This is a genomic window from Micromonospora sp. CA-240977 (assembly GCF_050942285.1).
GTDB lineage: Bacteria > Actinomycetota > Actinomycetes > Mycobacteriales > Micromonosporaceae > Micromonospora.
Genome location: NZ_CP192055.1, coordinates 816,648 through 835,281, shown reverse-complemented (window position 1 = coordinate 835,281; position 18,634 = coordinate 816,648). Strand labels below are relative to the sequence as shown.

Here is an 18,634-nt window from a genome sequence, read left to right as displayed (position 1 = left end):
CTCACTGCTGCTCTCCGGGGCCCGTGCCGACGGGCACGGCCGCCGGAGCGGAGGGGAGCACTACCTGCGGGCCGACCGGCCGCGGAGCGGCCGGACGGGGCACGGGTCGGCCGGCCGACTGCCGGCCTCGGGGAGTAGCGGCGGCACCGACGGCCGGGACCGGACCGGTCGGGGCACCCGAGCCGCCCGGCCGCGCGACGCCGGCACCGGCCGACCGACCAGCAGTGCCAGCAGCAGCCGACCGACCAGCAGCACCGGCACCGGCCGCCCGACCAGCCGCAGCCGACCGACCGGCAGTGCCGGCCGCGGCTGTCAGGTCCGGTGCGTCGGCGCCCATCCGACGGCGCAGCGTGGCCAGCGCTCGGGACGACTGGCTCTTCACAGTGCCCGGTGAGATGTCCAGCATCGCGGCGGTCTGCGCCTCCGACATGTCCTCGTAGTAGCGGAGCACCAGCACCGCCCGCTGCCGGTTGGGCAACTCGCGGAGGTGCCGCCAGAGCAGGTCCCTGTCGAGTTGCTGCGAGATCTCGTCGACGCCGGCGCGTTCGGGCAGCACCTCGGTGGGCCGTTCACCGTGCCAGCGTCGCCGCCACCAACTTGTCGACGTGTTGACAAGCACACGCCGGGCGTACGACTCGACGGCCTCGATCCCCCCGAGCCGCTTCCAGGCGAGGTAGGTCTTGGTCAGCGCGGTCTGGAGCAGATCCTCGGCCGTGGCCCAGTCTCCGGAGAGCAGATAGGCGGTGCGGAGAAGCGCGGCGGAGCGGGCCGCGACGAACTCGCGGAACTGCTCCTCCAACGGGTCCCTGCTCGCCACCGCCCACCTCCACGCCCCCGGCCGTCCTGGCAGAGTGCCACGTCAGAGGCATTCGGGTCCATGACGAAAGGTGCGCACTTGCTCCGATGTTCGGTCGGAAACCTTCACGCCCCGTCGTCGGCCTTGGCCTCGTCGGCCTCCTTGCCGAGCCGTGCCTCGACCGCCTGCGGCTCGTACATCTCCTCGACCACACGCAGGTAGAGCTCGTTCGGGTTGGGCAGATTCTTGACCTCGCGGAGCGCCTGCTCCTGGCCGGCGGACTCCAGCACGAAGGTGCCGTAGTTGAGGGCGCGACCTGTCGGCGTCTGCTCGTACTTCATGTCGGTGACCCGGACCAGCGGCATCATCGCCACCTTGCGGGTGACGATGCCGTTGACCACCATGACCCGCTTGTTGGTCAGGATGAAACGGTCATACCACCAGTCGGCGACCTTCCACGCCACCCACCCCATCACCGCGAACCAGAGCAGCACGGCGATGGTGGTCAACGCGCCCACGTCGTTGCCGGCGAGGAAGCCGGAGAGATAGCCGAGCACGAAGGTCGCCGCGACGCCGATGAGAAGCGGGTTGGTGAGGTGGATCCAGTGCCGCTTCCACTCACCCCGGTAGCGCTCGGTGGGGAAGAGGTAGCGGGCGACAAGCGAGCTGGGCTCGTCCTCCAGTGGCAGCACCCGCCGAGGAGTCGCACCTGTCGCGTCGGCCCGCAACCCGGCCAGCTCGTCCTCGGAGATCTGCGGCTGCTGGTAGCCGGCCTCCGGGTCACGAATCCACGCTCGACCCGAACGGCCCTGGCCGGCGTAGCCGGGCCCGTCGCCGTAGCCGACGTCGTCCGAAAGGGACGGACCGTCGGACAGGCCGGGGCCGGCCCCGTAGTCCGGGCCGTCATCAGGCCCGATCCGCGGGATCGGCTCGGTGTCTCGCTCGCGACGTTCCCGGTCGGGGTCGTCCGGGTCGAAGGGTGGACCGGAGGGGCTGCCCATCGGCGGTTAAGCGACGAGGCTGGTGAAGAAGTCGCCGAAACCCTGGGCGATATCCATGATCCCGCCGCCGAGCGACTTGAACACGTCCGCCGCAGAGTTTGGCCGGTAGGCGACGAAGAAGATCAAGAATGCGATTCCGGCCCAGGTGAGGACCTTCTTGACCATGGCGGGCCATCCTCTCGCGCGGCGCCGGGTCCCATTACCGCAGCGGCACCCAGAGTATCAGTGTGGTGTCGTACAGTGAATATCTGCGTCCGTTCTCCGTCAATCCGGAAGGCTTGTCAAGCCCTCCCGGACAGATACGGAGACGGTGCGCCGTACACGAGCTCGGGTGGAGTCCACTCGGTAAGGTCGTGCAACACGACGTCCTCCGCGAGCAGATGTCCCGCACTCGCCGGCCAGGCTATCGCATGGAGCCACATTCCCCGAGCCTCGCCGGCGTACGCGCTTCGATCCGTCGGAGAATTCACCAACCACAGTGGAGTTGGATGCCCACCGACCCGGATCTTGGCCTGGCCCACATGGTCGGGGTGACCTGGCCCCGGGTCGGTCAGCGCGCCGGCCAACTGCGGTCCCGGATCCGGGCCGGCCAGTCCGGCGAGCCGGGTACCCAGACCGACGCCCGGCTCCTCGGCCACGAAGACCAGATCCGCCGGGCCACCGCCGAGCGGCGCCGGGCCCGCGCAGGCCACCGCTGTCGCCCGGACTCCCGTCCGCTCGTCCCCGGCGTACGCCACGCCGGTGAGCGTCCAGCCGGCCGGCAGCGGCCACGGGCACCACAGCGGCGTCACCGGTGGATCCGCGGCCGTGGTGATCCGCTCCACCACGCTCGCGACGATCTCCGCTCCGATGTGCTCGGGCACGTGCAGCGGCGGCACCGGGCCGCACCGCAGACACCTCGAGTCGGTGTGCATCAGATCCGGCGCCCGTACCGGGCCCCCGCATCTCGGACAACTCACCGCGACACTCACATCTCCACCGTCGCCCCCCACCGGCGGTACGTCAAGCCGGAACGTCCGATTCGGCACCGGGGCGCGACTCAGTCCGGCGGCGCGCCGGCGTGGGCACGAATCCAGGCGTGCATCGCGATCCCGCTGGCCACGCCCGCGTTGATCGACCTCGTCGAGCCGTACTGGGCGATGGAGTAGAGCGTGTCGCACGCGGCGCGGGCCGGTTCGGAAAGACCGGGCCCCTCCTGGCCGAACAGCAGCACACAGTCCCGGGGCAGGGCGCCGGTCTCCAGCGGGAGCGACCCGGGCAGATTGTCGATGCCGAACACCGGCAGCCGTCGACCGGCCGCCCAGGCGACGAACTCCTCGATTGTCTCGTGGTGCCGTACGTGCTGGTAGCGGTCGGTCACCATGGCACCGCGCCGGTTCCACCGACGCCGCCCGACGATGTGCACCTCGGCGGCGTTGAACGCGTTGGCGTTGCGGACCACCGTGCCGATGTTGAAGTCGTGCTGCCAGTTCTCGATCGCGACGTGGAAGCCGTGCCGGTGCCGGTCCAGGTCGGCGACGATCGCCTCGTGCCGCCAGTAGCGGTAGCGGTCGACGACGTTGCGCCGGTCCCCCTCCGCCAGCAACCGCGGGTCGTAACGACTGTCGTCCGGCGGGTCCCCCGGCCAGGGGCCCACGCCCACCTCAAGCTGGTCGTCGGTCACGGTCATCAGAGGGTACGGACCCGTGCCGGCGCTCGACGCGACGGCCCGCCGGTCAGCCCAACCCGAGAGCGGCACCGAGGCGGTCCAGGAAGCGCCGGTCCGCCGGGGCGGCGGGTTGGTCCACCCGGCGTTCGCCGGGGCCGGGCACCGCGCGACAGACCCGGGCCGCGACCGACTGCACCCACTGGCGGTACGCGGCCGAATCGGCGGGGTCGGCGCGCCGCCCGAGGACGCGGCTCGCCGCCCGACAGGCGGCCAGCAGGTCCACCAGGTCGGTGAGCCGTTCGGGCGGGGAGGCGCCGTCGTGACGGGCGTAGATGGCGGCGACCACCGCACGGACCAGGTCGCTGTCGGAGGCTCGGCCCGCCGCCACGGCATCCAGGCCGGCCAGACCCGCCATGACCCCCCGTTCCGGGCGACCAGGGGCGGGAGCCGCGGCGGCCACGAGAACCCGACCGGGCAGGCTGCTGAGCAGATCCCACTCGACGGCGGAGTAGACGGCGGTGGTCAGGGGTGCGGCTCGACGGCCGGCAGAGGGCGGCTCTCCGGCGACGGAGTGGCTCATCGGAACCTCCGGCGTCAGCATATGTCCCCCACGACCCGGGCAACGCCCCTTCCCCACAGAACCGGCTGTCGGGAGAGGTGGCCGGGAAGTGCGCCGGCCGCGCCGCTCAGCGCGGCTCGGGGAAGCTGGGCCGTTCCGGATCCACTCCCTCGGGGACGGCGGTGGCCGCGTACTCCCGCTTGGGGACCATGACCTTGCGCCGGAAGACGCAGACCATCGTGCCGTCCTGGTTGTAGCCGCGGGTCTCCACCGACACCACGCCCCGGTCGGGCTTGGAGCCGGACTCACGCTTGTCCAGCACCGTGGTCTCGCCGTAGATGGTGTCGCCGTGGAAGGTCGGCGCGACGTGCCGCAGCGACTCGACCTCGAGGTTGGCGATCGCCTTCCCGCTCACGTCCGGCACCGACATGCCGAGCAGCAGGGAGTAGATGTAGTTGCCGACCACGACGTTGCGCTTGAACTGGCTGGCTGTCGCGGCGTAGTGCGCGTCCATGTGCAGCGGGTGGTGGTTCATCGTGAGCAGGCAGAAGAGGTGGTCGTCGTACTCGGTGACGGTCTTGCCCGGCCAGTGCCGGTAGACCGCGCCGACCTCGAACTCCTCGTAGTAGCGGCCGAACTGCATCCTGGTCCCCTTCGACGGGCGGCGATGGAGTTCGGCACAGCATGCCTTACCGCTGGTTAAGGAAACCGGCCGGGAGCGACCGCGGCGGAAATGTCACACCGGTCACTCATCCGGGGGGAGACGCAATGAGCGGCGGGGCCCTCCCCGGCACCCGCCGCCCACGCTCTGATGCGGTGAATTCTGCCCTACGGAAGCGTAGGTCCAACAGAGATCGAGGTCACATTTATCTTTTTGTAACAATACTCTCCGTGACGAAGCGAGGGTTGATCGGCGATCTCCGCAGGCCGGATACCTCCTTGTCAGGCACCAAGTTACCGATTCGTAGAGCTCGATTGGGTGGATCTCCCTGGAAACGCTCCCATTACCGCAGGTCACGCAAGTGCGGGGTGCATTTGCGTTCCGCAGGTCGAGATGAACAGACGTGGGTCGATGACCCTCGGCACCCCCCGGCAGGCCGAGCGCGTTTCGGGCCCGACCGCCTGGGAATTCGATACGGTCAGCCCTGGTTCTACGGGACGTAGACAAACCGCGGTGATCGGAGAGTGCAATGGCAACCGTTGAGCTGACCTCGACGAACTTCGACGAGGTGACCGGCAACGACGGCATCGTCCTGGTCGACTTCTGGGCCGACTGGTGTGGTCCGTGCAAGCGGTTCGCCCCGGTCTACGAGCGCTCCTCGGAGAAGCACCAGAACATCGTCTTCGGCAAGGTCGACACCGAGGCTCAGCAGGAGCTGGGTGCGAAGTTCGACATCCGGTCGATCCCGACGATCATGGCGATCCGCGACGGCGTGATCGTCTTCGCCCAGCCGGGCGCCCTTCCGGAGTCCGCCCTGGAGAACCTGATCGAGCAGGTCGAGGCGCTGGACATGGACGACGTCCGCAAGCAGCTGGCCGAGCACAAGCACTGAGTCGTACATCCGTTGGCCGGGCCCGATGCGGGCCCGGCCTTCGTCGTCTCTCGTGATCACCTGCCTGGGCAGGCCCAACTGACCGTCGGAGGGACCCGGCGCGGCCGGTACATCCCGTATCGTCACGACCTGATGGAGACCCTGACCACCCGCGGGCGAGTGACCCGGTTGGGCGCGACCGCACTCGGTCTCGTCCTGCTGCTGGTAGGCACCTTCTGGGGCAGCGACGACGACTTCCCGTTCGGCCCGTTCCGGATGTACTCCACGTCCAACCCGCCGAACGCACCCGCCCCGGACACCCGCGTCGAGGGGGTGCGGAGCACCGGCGAGGTGGTCGACCTCGACCAGGACGCGACAGGCATCCGCCGAGCCGAGATCGAGGGGCAGCAAAGCCGGTACGCCGCCGACCCGGCGCTGCTCGCCGAGATCGCCGACGCGTACGCCGAACGCCACCCGGACGCCGCCGCGCTCGTCGAGATCCGCATCGTCATCCGCTGGCACGGCATCCGGGCCGGCCGACCGACCGGCAGGCACACCGACGAGACAGTGGTCCGCTGGCAGGCCCCGCGATGAGCCGCTGGTTGACCGAGGCCGTGCCGCGCGGTCGCATCGCCGCGTTCCGGACCGTGATCTACCTCTTCGTCGCCGCCGACCTGGTGATCTTCACCCCCTGGGTACGCACCCGGGTCAGCGTGCCCGGCGAGCTGTACCAGCCGCTGCTGGTCGGCCGCCTGCTCCCCCTACCGACGCCCACCCCGGCACTGGTGGCGGTCATCTTCTGGTCGCTGCTGCTGCTCGCGCTCCTCGCCGCGACCGGGCGCGCGCCCCGGCTGCTCGGCTGGGCGGTCTGCGCGCTGTACCTGGAGTGGATGATCATCGCGATGAGCTACGGAAAGGTCGACCACGACCGGTTCGGGCTGCTCGTCGCACTGGCCGTCCTGCCCACCGCCGGTCGAGCCCGACACGGCGACCCCACCCGCACCGAGGCCGGCGGGTGGGCGCTGCGCGTCACCCAACTCGCTGTCATCTGCACGTACTTCCTGGCCGCCTGGGCCAAGCTGCGCTTCGGCGGGCTGGACTGGCTGACCGGCTCGGTGCTGGCCCGCGCGATCATCCGGCGCGGCACCGACCTGGCGGACCTCATCGCCCAGGTGCCCTACCTGCTGATCGTCGCCCAGTTCGGCATCGTCGCCTTCGAACTGTTCAGCCCGCTGGTCTTCCTGCTGCCGGCCCGCTGGCGGCTGGCCATGGTCGGCTTCTTCTACTCGTTCCACGTGGTCACCATCGCGACAATCACCATCTCGTTCGCGCCGCACCTGGCCGCGATGACCAGCTTCCTGCCACTGGAGCAGGTCCGCCCGGTGCTCTGGGCCCGCCGGCTCGCCGGCCGGGACCCTGCCGGGTCAGCGCCGACGGATGCTCCGCAACCGAGCCCAGCGGACGTCGACACCGGGCCGGTGCCGGCAGGCCAGGGCACTGTGGGAGCCCGCGTGGAGCAGGCGCTCGACGATCAGGCTCCGGCGCTCGGCCGACCGGCCGGCCCGTAGAGCCGCTCCCGGGCCTCCTGCGGCAGGGAGCAGGCCGCGGTGCCACCGGGGAGTCGGTGCCGGTTGCGCGCCACCCACCGGTACACGGGCCAGGAAGCGGCGCGGACCGGCGGAAACCGCAGGCCGGCACCGGCGACCCGCCAGAGCGGCCCGCTCGCGGCGAGCAGCTTCGCGATGGCATCCGGGCCGGCGGCACGTGCGCCGTCCGCCCCGACCCACTGCACGGCCTCCTCGCACTCGGCCTCGGTGAGGCCGAGCGCGTCCAGGTCGGCGAACTGCCAGGGCACCACCCCTGCGGCGGTGGGGATGCGGCGCTCGATGAACTCCGCACAGCTCGTGCAGAACGCGCAGTCCCCGTCGTAGACGAAGGTCGACGTCTCCATGGTGTCCATCCTCCCCTCTCCGACCACCCGAACGACCACCGGTGTACGGCGGGTCACTTGCACTCCACTCGTACGCGTGTTCGAATAGTGGCCATGCGCTGGGACAACCTCACCGCTCCCCCGGTCGAGGGAGACCCCGAGCGGGCAGCGCCAGCGACGCCACCCCTGCCGCTGGCGCTGCCCGGCGCGATCGCCCGCACCTTCGACACTCCCGAGTTCGCCGGGATGACCTTCTACGAGGTGCAGGCCAAGTCCATCCTCAACCGCGTGCCCGGGCAGTCCCGCGTCCCGTTCGAGTGGACGATCAATCCTTACCGGGGCTGCTCCCATGCATGTGTCTACTGTGTGGGCGCGGACACCCCGATCCTGATGGCGGACGGTCGCACGAAGCCGATCAGCGAACTGGAGCCGGGCGACCGCATCTACGGGACCGAGCGACAGGGCGCCTACCGCCGATACGTGATCACCACCGTCCTCGACAAGTGGTCCACGGTGAAGCCGGCCTACCGGGTCAGCCTGGAGGACGGCACGACCCTCATCGCCAGCGGGGACCACCGGTTCCTCTCGGAACGTGGCTGGAAGTACGTCACCGGGGCCATGCACGGCAGCGCTCGACGCCCCTACCTGACCACCAACAACCGCCTGATCGGCACCGGTCGTTTCGCCGTCGGGCCCAAGGAGTCACCGAACTACCGCCGGGGCTACCTCTGCGGGATGATCCGCGGAGATGCGCACCTGGGAACGTTCTCGTACTCGTACGGGACGGTGCACCGGTTCCGGCTGGCATTGGCCGATGACGAGGCATTGAGCCGCAGCGAACGCTACCTCGCGCTGGAAGGGATCGAGACGCAGCGTTTCACCTTCACGCGGGCCAGCACCACGCGGCGTGCGATGACCGCCATCCGCACCTCGAAGCAGCGCGACATCGAGACGATCGCTGACCTCATCCGCTGGCCGGTCGAGCCCAGCGACGACTGGCGGCTCGGCTTCCTGGCGGGCATCTTCGACGCCGAGGGCAGTTGCAGCAGAGGCGTCCTGCGCATCAGCAACAGCGACGACGCCATCCTCGACCAGACGACGGCAGCACTGCGCCATTTCGAGTTTGCCTGCGTGCGCGAAGACCGCGGCCTACCCAACCGTGTGCGGGAGATCAGGCTGACCGGGGGCCTCGCCGCCCGGCTCCGGCTCTTTCACCTGACCGACCCTGCCATCACTCGGAAGCGGTCGATCGAGGGTGGTGCGCTGAAGCATCAGGGCGCCCTCCGGGTCGTCGGCATCGAAGCACTCGGTCTGGAGCTACCGCTCTGGGACATCACCACCGGCACCGGCGACTTCATCGCCAACGGAGTGGTCAGCCACAACTGCTTCGCCCGCAACACGCACACCTACCTCGATCTCGATGCCGGTGCGGACTTCGACCGGAAGGTGATCGTCAAGGTCAACGCCGGTGAGGTGGTCCGACGCGAGTTGGCCGCGCCGAGGTGGCGGGGCGCGCACGTGGCGATGGGCAGCAACGTCGACTGCTACCAGCGGGCCGAGGGCCGCTACCGGCTGATGCCGCAGATCATCACGGCCCTGCGGGACTTCGCCAACCCGTTCTCGATCCTCACCAAGGGCACGCTGATCCTGCGTGACCTGCCGCTGCTGCGTCAGGCAGCCGAGGTCACCACGGTGGGCATCTCCTTCTCGGTGGGGTTCGTCGACGAGCAGCTCTGGCGATCCGTCGAGCCGGGCACGCCGCATCCACGTCGCCGGCTGGACGCCGTCCGGGCGCTCGCCGACGCCGGCTTCTCCGTCGGGGTGCTGATGGCCCCGATCCTGCCTGGCCTCAGTGACAGCGACGAGTCGATCGACGCCACCGTGTCGGCGATCGCCGCAGCCGGCGCGACAAGCGTGACCGCCCTGCCTCTGCACCTGCGCTCCGGCGCTCGGGAGTGGTACGCGCACTGGCTCGCCCGGGAGCACCCGCACCTCGTGCCCCGCTATCGCGAGCTCTACCGGGCCGGTGCGTACGCGCCGCAGGCGTACCAGCGGGAGTTGACCGCCCGGGTGCGGATCGCGGCCCGCCGGCACGGGCTGCACCGCGGCGAGCGGGGCGACAACCGCAACCTGCCCGAGCCGCCCGCACCGCCCGCCAGCGAACAGCTCACCCTGCTCTAGGGCCTGGTTCACAAGGGCGGTCGAGCCGGGCGGAGCTACAGTCGGCGGGTGCGTACCGCTTCGCAGATCCTTGCCGACTCCGCCGTGATCGCCGTCGTGGGCGCGTCCCGCGACCCGTTGAAGGCCGCGCACGCCGTGCCGTTGCAGATGCAGCAGCACGGCTGGCGCATCATCCCGGTCAACCCGACAGTCGACGAACTGTTCGGGGAACCGGCGTACAGGTCGCTGGCCGACATCCCGCACCCGGTCGACCTGGTGGACGTGTTCCGGCCGGCGGCCGACGCCGTGCAGGTGGTCCGGGACGCGGCGGCGATCGGCGCCCCGGCGGTCTGGCTGCAACTGGGCATCGTCTCGGACGAGGCGCGGCGCATCGCCGAGGAGGCGGGCATGGACTACGTCGAAGACCGGTGTCTCATCGTCGAACGCGCCGCCGCCGGCCTCACCCGCGTCCCCTGACCACACCACTCCATCCCACGCCCTGCGGCAGCTCCGGGAACGAGCTGGTATCACCTCTGCTGGTCTCGCGCGGCGCCATCTCCGCCAACGCTCGATCCGGAGAGCCACCACCCTCTCGACCGACGCGGCCAGGTCAGAGCTTGTACTCCTTGAGCAGGCCGCGGGAGATGATGGTCTTCTGGATCTCCGAGGTGCCCTCGCCGATGAGCAGGAACGGGGCCTCCCGCATCAGCCGCTCGATCTCGTACTCCTTGGAGTAGCCGTAGCCGCCGTGGATGCGGAACGCCTCCTGGACGACCTCGGCGCAGTATTCGGAGGCGAGCAGCTTGGCCATCCCGGCCTCGACGTCGTTGCGTTGGCCGGCGTCCTTGAGGCGGGCGGCGTTGACCATGAGGGCGTGCGCGGCCTCGATCTTCGTGCCCATCTCGGCGAGCTTGAAGGCGATCGCCTGGTGCTTGGCGAGCGGCTGACCGAACGTCTTGCGCTGCTGGGCGTAGCTGACCGCCAGCTCGAAGGCGCGGATGGAGATGCCGCAGGCGCGGGCGGCCACGTTGACCCGGCCCACCTCGATGCCGTCCATCATCTGGTAGAAGCCCCGGCCCACCTGGTCGGCGCCGCCGAGGATGGTCGAGTCGGGCACTGTCACCCCGTCGAGCACCATCTCGGTGGTCTCGACGCCCTTGTAGCCCATCTTTTCGATCTTGCCGGGGATGGTGAGGCCGGGGGCGGTCTCGCCGAAGCCCGGCTCCTTCTCCAGCAGGAAGGTGCTCATGTTGCCGTACACCGACTCGGCGCCGGTGTCGGTCTTGACCAGGGTGGCCACCACCGAGGAGTACGCCCCGTTGGTCAGCCACATCTTCTGCCCGTTGAGCACGTAGTTGTCGCCGTCGCGGACGGCCCGGGACGTGATCGCGGAGACGTCGGAGCCGGTCTCGGGCTCGGACATGGAGAACGCGCCGCGCACCTCGCCGGTGGCCATCTTCGGCAACAGACGGGCCTTCTGCTCGGCGGAGCCGTGCTGGGAGATCAGGTACGCCACGATGAAGTGGGTGTTGACGATGCCGGAGATCGACATCCAGCCCCGGGACAGCTGCTCCACCACCAGCGCGTAGGTGAGCAGGGACTCGCCGAGCCCACCGAATTCCTCATCGATGGTGAGGCCGAACAGCCCCATCTCGCGCATGCCGTCGAGGATGTCCGTGGGGTACTCGTCGGCGTGCTCGAGCCGCTGCGCGTGCGGGATGATCTCCTTGTCGGCGAACTCCCGGACGGTCTCCAGGATCGACGTCTGCACGTCGGTCAGGCCGGGCGTCTGGGCGAGTCGGGCCATCTCAGCCTCCGGGGATCCGCGCACTACTCGTGGGTAACTGAACGCTGGGTCAGTATCGGCCTCCCGGGCCGACGAGGCCAAGGTGACCAGTCCACACAACCGCTGTGAAAAGGTTCACCGCTACGGGTAGCGTCCGGCAAGAGGGACTTTTCCGGCACCGGCAGGAGGAGGACAGCGCGTGAGCCACCCGCCGCCGTCGGGACCACCAGCAGACGAGCAACCGCCGTCACCGTACGAGCCGCCCCGGGACCAGTCGCCGTACGCGCCGCCGCCGGCCGGCCAGTCGCCGTACGCGCCACAGCCGGACCAGCCCGCGTACGAACTGCCGGCGGAACGCTCACCGTACGGACCGCCAGCGGACGAACCATCGTCGTACGGGCAGCAGGGGCCGCACCAGTCGGGGCACTGGAGTCAGCAGCCGCCGTACCCCCCGCAGGGTCCCTACGCCCAGTACGGCCCGCCGCCGTCCGGGCCAGGTCGGGGCACCAACGTGCTGGCGATCCTGTCGCTGGTCTTCGCCTTCGTCTTCCCGCCGGCCGGCGTCGTGCTCGGTCACGTGGCGAAGCGGCAGATCCGCACCAGCGGCGAGGAAGGCGACCAGCTCGCCACGTGGGGGCTGATCCTCGGGTACGTGTTCACCGGGCTCACCGTGCTGGCCTGCTGTGGCTGGCTGGCGCTCGTGGCCTTCGCCAACAACGGCGACAGCGGCGGCTACTGACCCGCCGCGGTCAGCGGAACCGGGCCTCGCGGACGCTGTTGCCGCCGTCCACCACAAGCATCTGACCCGTGATGTACGAGGCGGCCGGCGAACAGAGGAAGCTGATCGCGGCGGCGACCTCGTCCGGAGTGCCAGGTCGCCCGACCGGCGTGCCCAGCCCCAGCTTGATCTCGGCCACCGTGGACGCCGCGGTGTAGATGGTGCCGGGCGCCACCGCGTTGACGGTCACCCCGTCCGCGATCATCTCCATGGCCAGCGCCCGGGTCAGCCCGACGACCCCGGCCTTCGCCGCGGCGTACGCGGCCTCGGTGGGCAGGGCGTTGACCGGACCGGCGGTGGCCGCCAGGTTGACGATCCGGCCCCAGCCCCGCTCGGCCATCCCACCGATGAACGCCCGACTGCACAGGAACGCGGTGGACAGGTTGCGGTCGATCTCACCGCGCCACTCGTCGTAGGTCAGCTGCGCGACCGGCCGCAGCACCCCCTGGCTGGCCCGACTGGCGAGGCCGGCGTTGTTGACAAGCACCTCGACATCGCCCAACTGCTCGGCGACCGCGTCGGCCAGCGCGCCGACCTCGGACTCGTCGGTCAGGTCCGCGACGAAGCCGGTCACCCCCAGCTCACCGGCCCGCTCGTGGATGCGCCGGGTGGTGGACACGATTGCCACCCGCGCGCCCAGGTCGGTGAGCCGCCGGGCGGTGGCGTACCCGATGCCGTCCGGGCTGCCCGCCCCGGTCACCAGAGCGACCCGCCCGTCGAGGCGCATGGTCACCGGGTCGGCGAGCGCGACCGGCTCGTCCGGGCCGGGGCTGCCCGCCGGCGTGGCCGCGCGGGCACGCCGGGCCCCACCCGGGCGGCTGACGTCCCGTCTCGGTCGGCTGCCGGAACGGTCCGCGGCGCGCGCGTCGAATGCCATGCCAGGATCCTGCCCGTTGGGACCGGTCCGGGCAACGCGGCACCCGGTAGTGGGGGCGTCGGGTTTGGGCTGTGCTGGCTACCCTGACAGCCCACCCGACCTGACGGAGAGAGTTCGCATGACCAATCCCCCGCCGCCCGGCAACTGGTCCGATCCGACGTGGCCGGCCCAGCCGTCGAGCCCCGCGCCGGACCCGACCCTCGTGGCCGGCCATCCGGTGCCCGCCCAGCCCGGCCCCGCCGACCCGTACGCGCCGGTCGACCCGTACGCCGGGGGGCAACCGCCGGTGGGCCAGCCGATGCCCGGTTACGCCGCGCCCGGCTACCCGCCGCCCGGCTACCCGCCGCAGTACCCCGGCTATGGCTACCAGCCACCGCAGAAGACCAACGGGATGGCGATCGCGGCGCTGGTGCTCGCGCTTGTCGGCTTCGCGTCCTGCATCACCGCGCCGGTCGGCGCGATCCTCGGGCACGTGGCGCAGAAGCAGATCCTGCGTACCGGCGAGGGCGGGGCGGGGATGGCGAAGGCCGCCATCATCATCGGCTGGATCCTCACCGGTCTGCTCGGGCTGCTTGTCGCCTTCTACGCCGTCGCGATCATCTACGCGGTCACCACGGGCGGGAACAGCGGCAGCAGCTACTGACCAGCGGGCGGGATCGGCGTACCGCCGGTCGTCGGGCCGGAACGACAGCTGGCGGCGGTCGTTGCGGCCCGACCGGTCACCCGGCCGGTGGGGTGAACGACGAGGTACGGCTCATCCCGGCGGCCCGGCCCTTTGCGGCGATCACGAGCGCCATCTTGCGGGACGCCTCGTCGATCATCTCGTCGCCGAGCATCACCGCGCCGAGCTTGCCGCCGGCCTCCGAGGTGTAGTGCTCGTACGCGTCCAGGATCAACTCGGCGTGGTCGTAGTCGGTCTGCGCCGGCTGGTAGACCTCGTTGGCGGCGTCGATCTGACCCGGGTGCAGCACCCACTTGCCGTCGAAGCCCAGCGCCGCCGAGCGCTTGGCCACCGCGCGGAACCCGTCGACGTCCCGGATCTGCAGGAAGGGGCCGTCGATGGCCTGCTTGTCGTGCATCCGGGCGGCCATCAGGATCCGCATCAGGATGTAGTGGTACGGGTCGCCCGGATAGTCCGGGATCAGGCCGCCGACCACCATCGACCTCATGTTGATCGACGCCATGAAGTCGGCCGGGCCGAAAATGATGGTCTCCACGCGCGGCGAGGCGCCGGCGATCGCGTCCACGTTGACCAGACCGGCGGCGTTCTCGATCTGCGCCTCGATGCCGATCCGGCCGACCTCCAGGCCGAGCGTCTTCTCGATCTGGGTGAGCAGCAGGTCCAGCCAGTGCACCTGTTCGGCGGTCTGCACCTTCGGCAGCATGACGCAGTCCAGGTTCGCGCCGGTGCCCTCGACGACCTCGATGACGTCCCGGTAGGTCCACGGGGTGGTCAGGTCGTTGACCCGCACGACCCGGGTCTTGCCGGCCCAGTCGCCCTCGTTGAGCGCGGCCACGATGTTCTTGCGCGCGTCCGGCTTGGCCAGTGGGGCGACGGCGTCCTCCAGGTCCAGGAAGACCTGGTCGGCCGGCAGTCCCTGCGCCTTGCCGAGCATCTTGACACTGGAACCCGGCACGGCGAGGCACGACCGGCGGGGACGACCGACTGCGGCCATGGATGCGCTCCTTCCAGCGTCCGGCGGGCATGCCGACGCCACCTGACTCCGCGGGAAAACTTAACGATCCCAAAGGGCGTTGTGACGCCACGGTAACCTCGCGCCATGACCGGGGTGAATGGACCTGTGGAAGATCTCACTGGGCGTCGACTGGTGGTGGTGACCGGGGCCAGCTCCGGCATCGGCCTGGCCGCCGCCGTGCAGCTGGCCTGCCGGGGTGACCGGGTGGCGCTTGTCGGACGGGACCCGGCCCGCCTCCAGGCAGCAGCCGAACGGGTCCGGGAGACCTCCGGCGAGCGTCCGGAGTTGTTCCGGGCCGACTTCGCGATCCTCGACGACGTGCGCCGACTGGCCGAGCAGCTCCGGGCCGCGTACGACCGGATCGACGTGCTCGCCAACAACGCCGGCGCTATCGCGTTGCAACCCCTGAGCACCGTCGACGGCTTCGAGATGTCGATCCAGGCCAACCACCTGGCCCCGTTCCTGCTGACCAACCTGCTCGCCGACCGGCTGGGCCGGATCGTGGTGACCGCCTCCGGCGCACACCGCTTCGGCGCGCTCGACCCGGACGACCTGAACGCCCCGCTGCGCGGCTACCGCCCGTTGGGCGCGTACGGCACCAGCAAGCAGGCGAACATCCTGTTCACCGCCGAGGCGGCGCGGCGCTGGCCGGACATTCCCGCGTACAGCTTCCACCCCGGGGTGGTGCGCACCCGGTTCGGCAACGACAGCAGGCTCGTCGCGTTCGGCATGCGCTTCTTGCCGTTCCGCGGTCCGGAGAAGGCCGCCGAGGCCCTGGTGTGGCTGGCGAACCAGGAGCGCTCCCGGCTGATAAACGGCGGCTACTACGTTGACCGTCGGCCGCGCCGGCCCCTCCGGAAGGCGGCCGATCCGCAGCTCGCCGCCCGGCTCTGGGCGGCGAGCGCCAAGGCCGTCGGGCTCGACGGCTAGCGCGGCCGACGTGTTGACACTTGTCGCGATAGTCGAGTTCGCCGTGGGGGCCGACGCGGCCGGACAGCGCTACGAGGACGCGGTACTGACCCTGCTCGGGCGACACGGCGGCCACCTGGACCGGCGGCTGCGTGGCACCGACGGGCGGACCGAGGTGCACGTGATCCGGTTCGACACCCGCGCCGGGTACGAGTCGTTCCTCGTCGACCCGGACCGGGCGGCTCTGCGGAGCGCGCTCGGCGGGTCCGCCCCGACCACCCGGGTCATCGAGGTGAACGAGGCCTGACCTTCGGCAGTGGTCGCCCAGCGGCAGACCCCTACCAGGGCGAGCTGCGGATTCCCCCGCAATCTTGGACAGTTTCCGTTAGCTGTTAACGGAAACTGTCCAAGATTGCTTCAGCAGCACGCGCCGCTAAGGTGCAGACCTGCGTCTCCCCTCACTTCATCACGGGGCGGCGGGCGAGAACAAGACTTGATCTTGGGGTGGTCGGCAACCACCATCTAGGCATGGATTTCGATGCGACCGCCACCGCGCGCCGGGCCCTCTGGATCGGCGGCGGGCAATGGGCCGGCAAGTCGACAGTCGCCGTGAACCTGGCTCTGCGACACGGGCTGACCGCGTACCTCTATGACCGGCACGATGCCCGCGGCCACGACGATCGACGGATCGCCGATCGGGTCCGGCGGGGAAAGCACCCCTCCGGGCCCGATGCGGAGACCATCTGGCTCGGCAGCGAGCCGGCGCGGATGGCGGCCGACACGCTGGCCGCCTTCCCTCGCCGCTTCGCTTGGGTGTTGGACGACCTGAGTGCGCTGGTGCCCGGCCGCCGAGTCGTGGCCGAAGGGTGGGGGCTGCGGGCGGAGTTGGTCGCACCGGTCGTCGACTCGTTGGAACAGATGGCGGTGCTGGTGCCCACCGCCGAGTTCCGCACCCACCAGATCGCCCGACTGCCACGGGCGCGCGCTGTCGCCGCCGGGGTCAGCGACCCGGAACGGGCACTGCGCAACCGGTGGGCGCGGGACGAACTGGTGGCCGCGGACGCAGTGGCGCAGGCCGAGCGACTGGGCGTACGGGTGATTCGGGTCGACGGCAGCCTCGACGGCGACCGGTTGACCGATCTGGTGGCGGAGCACTTCGCGCCGTACCTGTGAGAGCCGTCAGCCGTCCAGCGGAGCGGCGTCGGCCGGCAACGCGGTGGGCGGCGGCGTACGGCGAGCGGCCCGACCACCGCCCAGCACCACCACCGCCACCCCGACCAACAGCAGCGCCATCCCGACCAGCGCGTACGGGCGGGGCAGCTGACCCAGCCAGGCCCAGCCGAGCAGGGCCGCGCCGGGGGCCTCCAGCAGGATCAGCACGCTCACCGTGGTCGCCGAGATCTTCTGCAGGGCGTAGTTGAACATCGAGTGCCCGAGCAACTGGGCGCCGGCCACCAGGGCCAGGATGGCCAGCCAGGTGCGCCCGTCGAACCCGGTCAGCCGTACGCCGCCGACCAGGCACAGGGCCAGCAGGATCAGCGCGCAGATCCCGTAGCAGATGGTGGTGTAGGTGGTGGTGCTGATGCTGGTCCGGGCCCGTTCGCCGAAGGCGGTGTAGACGGCGGCGAACATGGCCCCGACCAACGCCAGCACATCGCCGAGGACGGCCCGACCGGAGACTCCCACGTCCACCCCGGTGGCGACCGCCGCGCCGCCGACCGCCACCGCGATGCCGATCCACACCACCCGGGGCAGCCGACGCCCCTGGGCACGCGCGATCAGCCCCTGCCAGACCGGCTGCGTGGCGACCAGGGCGGTGGACGTGGCGACGGAGGTGAGCTGGGCGCTCGGCACCCAGGTGGCGAAGTGCCCGGCGAGCGCGACCCCGGACAGGACGCAGAACAGGCCCTCCCGCCGCCCCGCCCCCACTGTCAGCCGGCGGAACTCGGCCCGGCGCCGGGCCAGCGCGAAGGGGCTCAGCACCGCCACCGCGAGCAGGTTGCGCCAGAACGCGATGGCCAGCGCGGGGGCGGCCGCGTACGCGATCAGCGGCGCGGACGACGACACGGCGACCACGGCCAGCCCGACCGCGCCGGTGGTCAGTAAATCCGGTGTCGGCCGGGATAAAGGTGGGGGCACGGGACGTAATCCTCACACGTATGACGGTCAGCACGGAGGGTCATCACTCCGTTACGATCACGCGGTTCCGCGCCGGCGACCCTCGACCGCCCGGAGGCGTTCCCCCCATGCCCAGCTACCAGGCGGTGCTGTTCGACTTCTTCGGCACCCTGACCCGTCCGGTGCAGCGCGGTGTCGCGCACCTCGGCACCGCCGAGCTGCTCGGCTGCCACACCGATGCGCTGACCGAGGTGCTGAACCGCACCTACTACGAGCGGGCGACCGGCCGGCTCGGCAACGCGGAGGCGACCCTGCGCTGGGTGTGCGCCCAGGTCGGCGTACACCCCAGTGACCAGGCGGTGCGGGCGGCGGTGGCGTCCCGGCACCGGGCGGTCCGCGCGGACACCTGGCTGCGGGCCGACGCGGTGCCGGTGCTGGCGGCCCTGCGCCAGCGCGGCCTGCGCACCGGCGTGATCAGCGACTGTACGCACGAACTGCCGGCCTTCCTGCCGCAGCTCGCGGTCGCCCCGCTGCTCGACGTGCGGGTCTTCTCGGTGCAGGTCGGGCGGTGCAAGCCGGATCCGGCGCTCTACCTGACCGCCTGCCAACGGCTCGGGCTCGCGCCGAGCGACTGCCTCTACGTCGGTGACGGCGGCAGCCAGGAGTTGACCGGCGCCGAGCGGGCCGGGATGACAGCCGTCCGACTGGCCGCGCCGGACCTGGCCACCCACATGGTGTTCAACGCCGACCTGGACTGGCGGGGCCCCACGCTCGGCGCGCTGGGTGAGGTGCTCACCCTCGTCGACGTCGAGATCGCGGGCGTCGGCGGGCGGGCCGGCTAAA

23 protein-coding genes are annotated in these 18,634 nt (G+C 70.8%); 11 read left to right on the top strand and 12 right to left on the bottom strand.

Going from position 1 to position 18,634, the window contains the following annotated elements:
* Position 1 precedes the first annotated feature (1 nt).
* From ACQPWW_RS04025 to ACQPWW_RS03995, 7 genes are all read right to left on the bottom strand, one after another.
* Positions 2-817 (bottom strand): SigE family RNA polymerase sigma factor, encoded by an 816-nt coding sequence (locus tag ACQPWW_RS04025; protein ID WP_433129245.1) that lies wholly within the window; start codon positions 815-817, stop codon positions 2-4.
* 104 nt (positions 818-921) lie between these two features.
* Complete coding sequence (locus ACQPWW_RS04020) at positions 922-1,797, bottom strand: PH domain-containing protein (protein ID WP_357241182.1); 876 nt, start codon at positions 1,795-1,797, stop codon at positions 922-924.
* Between the two features lie 6 nt (positions 1,798-1,803).
* Entirely contained in the window at positions 1,804-1,962 is a 159-nt protein-coding gene (locus tag ACQPWW_RS04015; protein ID WP_007455302.1) for a hypothetical protein, read from the bottom strand.
* A gap of 116 nt (positions 1,963-2,078) precedes the next feature.
* Positions 2,079-2,711 (bottom strand): DUF6758 family protein, encoded by a 633-nt coding sequence (locus tag ACQPWW_RS04010; protein WP_433129241.1) that lies wholly within the window; start codon positions 2,709-2,711, stop codon positions 2,079-2,081.
* Positions 2,712-2,836: 125 nt separating this feature from the next.
* Positions 2,837-3,460 (bottom strand): TrmH family RNA methyltransferase, encoded by a 624-nt coding sequence (locus ACQPWW_RS04005; protein ID WP_433129239.1) that lies wholly within the window; start codon positions 3,458-3,460, stop codon positions 2,837-2,839.
* A 52-nt stretch (positions 3,461-3,512) separates the two neighbouring features.
* Positions 3,513-4,046 carry a hypothetical protein gene (locus ACQPWW_RS04000; protein ID WP_433129237.1) on the bottom strand — a complete coding sequence of 178 codons (534 nt, stop codon included), beginning with the start codon at positions 4,044-4,046 and terminating at the stop codon, positions 3,513-3,515.
* A gap of 85 nt (positions 4,047-4,131) precedes the next feature.
* The gene (locus ACQPWW_RS03995) at positions 4,132-4,647 is read right to left on the bottom strand and encodes a MaoC family dehydratase (RefSeq protein ID WP_433129235.1); all 516 of its coding nucleotides are present in this window, start codon (positions 4,645-4,647) and stop codon (positions 4,132-4,134) included.
* 547 nt (positions 4,648-5,194) lie between these two features.
* On the opposite strand from ACQPWW_RS03995, the gene trxA reads away from it, so the two are divergent.
* From trxA to ACQPWW_RS03980, 3 genes are all read left to right on the top strand, one after another.
* Positions 5,195-5,557 carry a thioredoxin gene (gene trxA, locus ACQPWW_RS03990; protein WP_124771302.1) on the top strand — a complete coding sequence of 121 codons (363 nt, stop codon included), beginning with the start codon at positions 5,195-5,197 and terminating at the stop codon, positions 5,555-5,557.
* A 132-nt stretch (positions 5,558-5,689) separates the two neighbouring features.
* Positions 5,690-6,130: a hypothetical protein gene (locus ACQPWW_RS03985; RefSeq protein WP_433129233.1), complete on the top strand. Its 441-nt coding sequence runs from the start codon at positions 5,690-5,692 to the stop codon at positions 6,128-6,130.
* Complete coding sequence (locus ACQPWW_RS03980) at positions 6,127-7,104, top strand: MFS transporter permease (RefSeq protein ID WP_433129231.1); 978 nt, start codon at positions 6,127-6,129, stop codon at positions 7,102-7,104. The genes ACQPWW_RS03985 and ACQPWW_RS03980 overlap by 4 nt, the downstream gene beginning before the upstream one ends.
* On the opposite strand, the gene ACQPWW_RS03975 is transcribed toward ACQPWW_RS03980, so the two are convergent.
* Positions 7,068-7,487 carry a thiol-disulfide oxidoreductase DCC family protein gene (locus tag ACQPWW_RS03975; RefSeq protein ID WP_433129229.1) on the bottom strand — a complete coding sequence of 140 codons (420 nt, stop codon included), beginning with the start codon at positions 7,485-7,487 and terminating at the stop codon, positions 7,068-7,070. The two genes, ACQPWW_RS03980 and ACQPWW_RS03975, sit on opposite strands and share 37 nt — an antisense overlap.
* A gap of 93 nt (positions 7,488-7,580) precedes the next feature.
* Here ACQPWW_RS03975 and ACQPWW_RS03970 point away from each other — a divergent pair, with 93 nt between their 5' ends.
* Both ACQPWW_RS03970 and ACQPWW_RS03965 read left to right on the top strand, forming a co-directional pair.
* Positions 7,581-9,647 carry an intein-containing Rv2578c family radical SAM protein gene (locus ACQPWW_RS03970; RefSeq protein WP_433129227.1) on the top strand — a complete coding sequence of 689 codons (2,067 nt, stop codon included), beginning with the start codon at positions 7,581-7,583 and terminating at the stop codon, positions 9,645-9,647.
* Between the two features lie 48 nt (positions 9,648-9,695).
* Positions 9,696-10,103, top strand: coding sequence for a CoA-binding protein (locus ACQPWW_RS03965; RefSeq protein ID WP_433129225.1), 408 nt, complete (start codon positions 9,696-9,698; stop codon positions 10,101-10,103).
* Positions 10,104-10,236: 133 nt separating this feature from the next.
* Here ACQPWW_RS03965 and ACQPWW_RS03960 read toward each other — a convergent pair whose 3' ends face one another.
* Positions 10,237-11,433 carry an acyl-CoA dehydrogenase family protein gene (locus ACQPWW_RS03960; protein ID WP_433129223.1) on the bottom strand — a complete coding sequence of 399 codons (1,197 nt, stop codon included), beginning with the start codon at positions 11,431-11,433 and terminating at the stop codon, positions 10,237-10,239.
* Between the two features lie 178 nt (positions 11,434-11,611).
* On the opposite strand from ACQPWW_RS03960, the gene ACQPWW_RS03955 reads away from it, so the two are divergent.
* Complete coding sequence (locus ACQPWW_RS03955) at positions 11,612-12,151, top strand: DUF4190 domain-containing protein (RefSeq protein WP_433129220.1); 540 nt, start codon at positions 11,612-11,614, stop codon at positions 12,149-12,151.
* 10 nt (positions 12,152-12,161) lie between these two features.
* On the opposite strand, the gene ACQPWW_RS03950 is transcribed toward ACQPWW_RS03955, so the two are convergent.
* A complete protein-coding gene (locus ACQPWW_RS03950; RefSeq protein ID WP_433129217.1) occupies positions 12,162-13,067 on the bottom strand; it encodes an SDR family NAD(P)-dependent oxidoreductase in 906 nt (301 codons plus the stop codon).
* A 118-nt stretch (positions 13,068-13,185) separates the two neighbouring features.
* Here ACQPWW_RS03950 and ACQPWW_RS03945 point away from each other — a divergent pair, with 118 nt between their 5' ends.
* Positions 13,186-13,710, top strand: a complete 525-nt coding sequence (locus tag ACQPWW_RS03945) for a DUF4190 domain-containing protein (protein ID WP_433129215.1) — start codon at positions 13,186-13,188, stop codon at positions 13,708-13,710.
* Between the two features lie 76 nt (positions 13,711-13,786).
* Here ACQPWW_RS03945 and ACQPWW_RS03940 read toward each other — a convergent pair whose 3' ends face one another.
* Positions 13,787-14,743 (bottom strand): HpcH/HpaI aldolase/citrate lyase family protein, encoded by a 957-nt coding sequence (locus ACQPWW_RS03940; protein WP_433129214.1) that lies wholly within the window; start codon positions 14,741-14,743, stop codon positions 13,787-13,789.
* Positions 14,744-14,869: 126 nt separating this feature from the next.
* On the opposite strand from ACQPWW_RS03940, the gene ACQPWW_RS03935 reads away from it, so the two are divergent.
* From ACQPWW_RS03935 to ACQPWW_RS03925, 3 genes are all read left to right on the top strand, one after another.
* On the top strand, positions 14,870-15,694 hold the full coding sequence (locus ACQPWW_RS03935) for an SDR family NAD(P)-dependent oxidoreductase (protein ID WP_433134126.1): 825 nt from the start codon (positions 14,870-14,872) through the stop codon (positions 15,692-15,694).
* Between the two features lie 10 nt (positions 15,695-15,704).
* Complete coding sequence (locus ACQPWW_RS03930; protein WP_433129213.1) at positions 15,705-15,980, top strand: hypothetical protein; 276 nt, start codon at positions 15,705-15,707, stop codon at positions 15,978-15,980.
* Positions 15,981-16,201: 221 nt separating this feature from the next.
* A complete protein-coding gene (locus tag ACQPWW_RS03925; RefSeq protein ID WP_433129212.1) occupies positions 16,202-16,846 on the top strand; it encodes a hypothetical protein in 645 nt (214 codons plus the stop codon).
* Between the two features lie 6 nt (positions 16,847-16,852).
* On the opposite strand, the gene ACQPWW_RS03920 is transcribed toward ACQPWW_RS03925, so the two are convergent.
* Positions 16,853-17,812 carry a DMT family transporter gene (locus ACQPWW_RS03920; protein WP_433129210.1) on the bottom strand — a complete coding sequence of 320 codons (960 nt, stop codon included), beginning with the start codon at positions 17,810-17,812 and terminating at the stop codon, positions 16,853-16,855.
* Between the two features lie 107 nt (positions 17,813-17,919).
* Between ACQPWW_RS03920 and ACQPWW_RS03915 the strand changes: the two genes are divergently transcribed.
* A complete protein-coding gene (locus ACQPWW_RS03915; RefSeq protein WP_433129208.1) occupies positions 17,920-18,633 on the top strand; it encodes an HAD family hydrolase in 714 nt (237 codons plus the stop codon).
* Position 18,634: the final 1 nt, after the last annotated feature.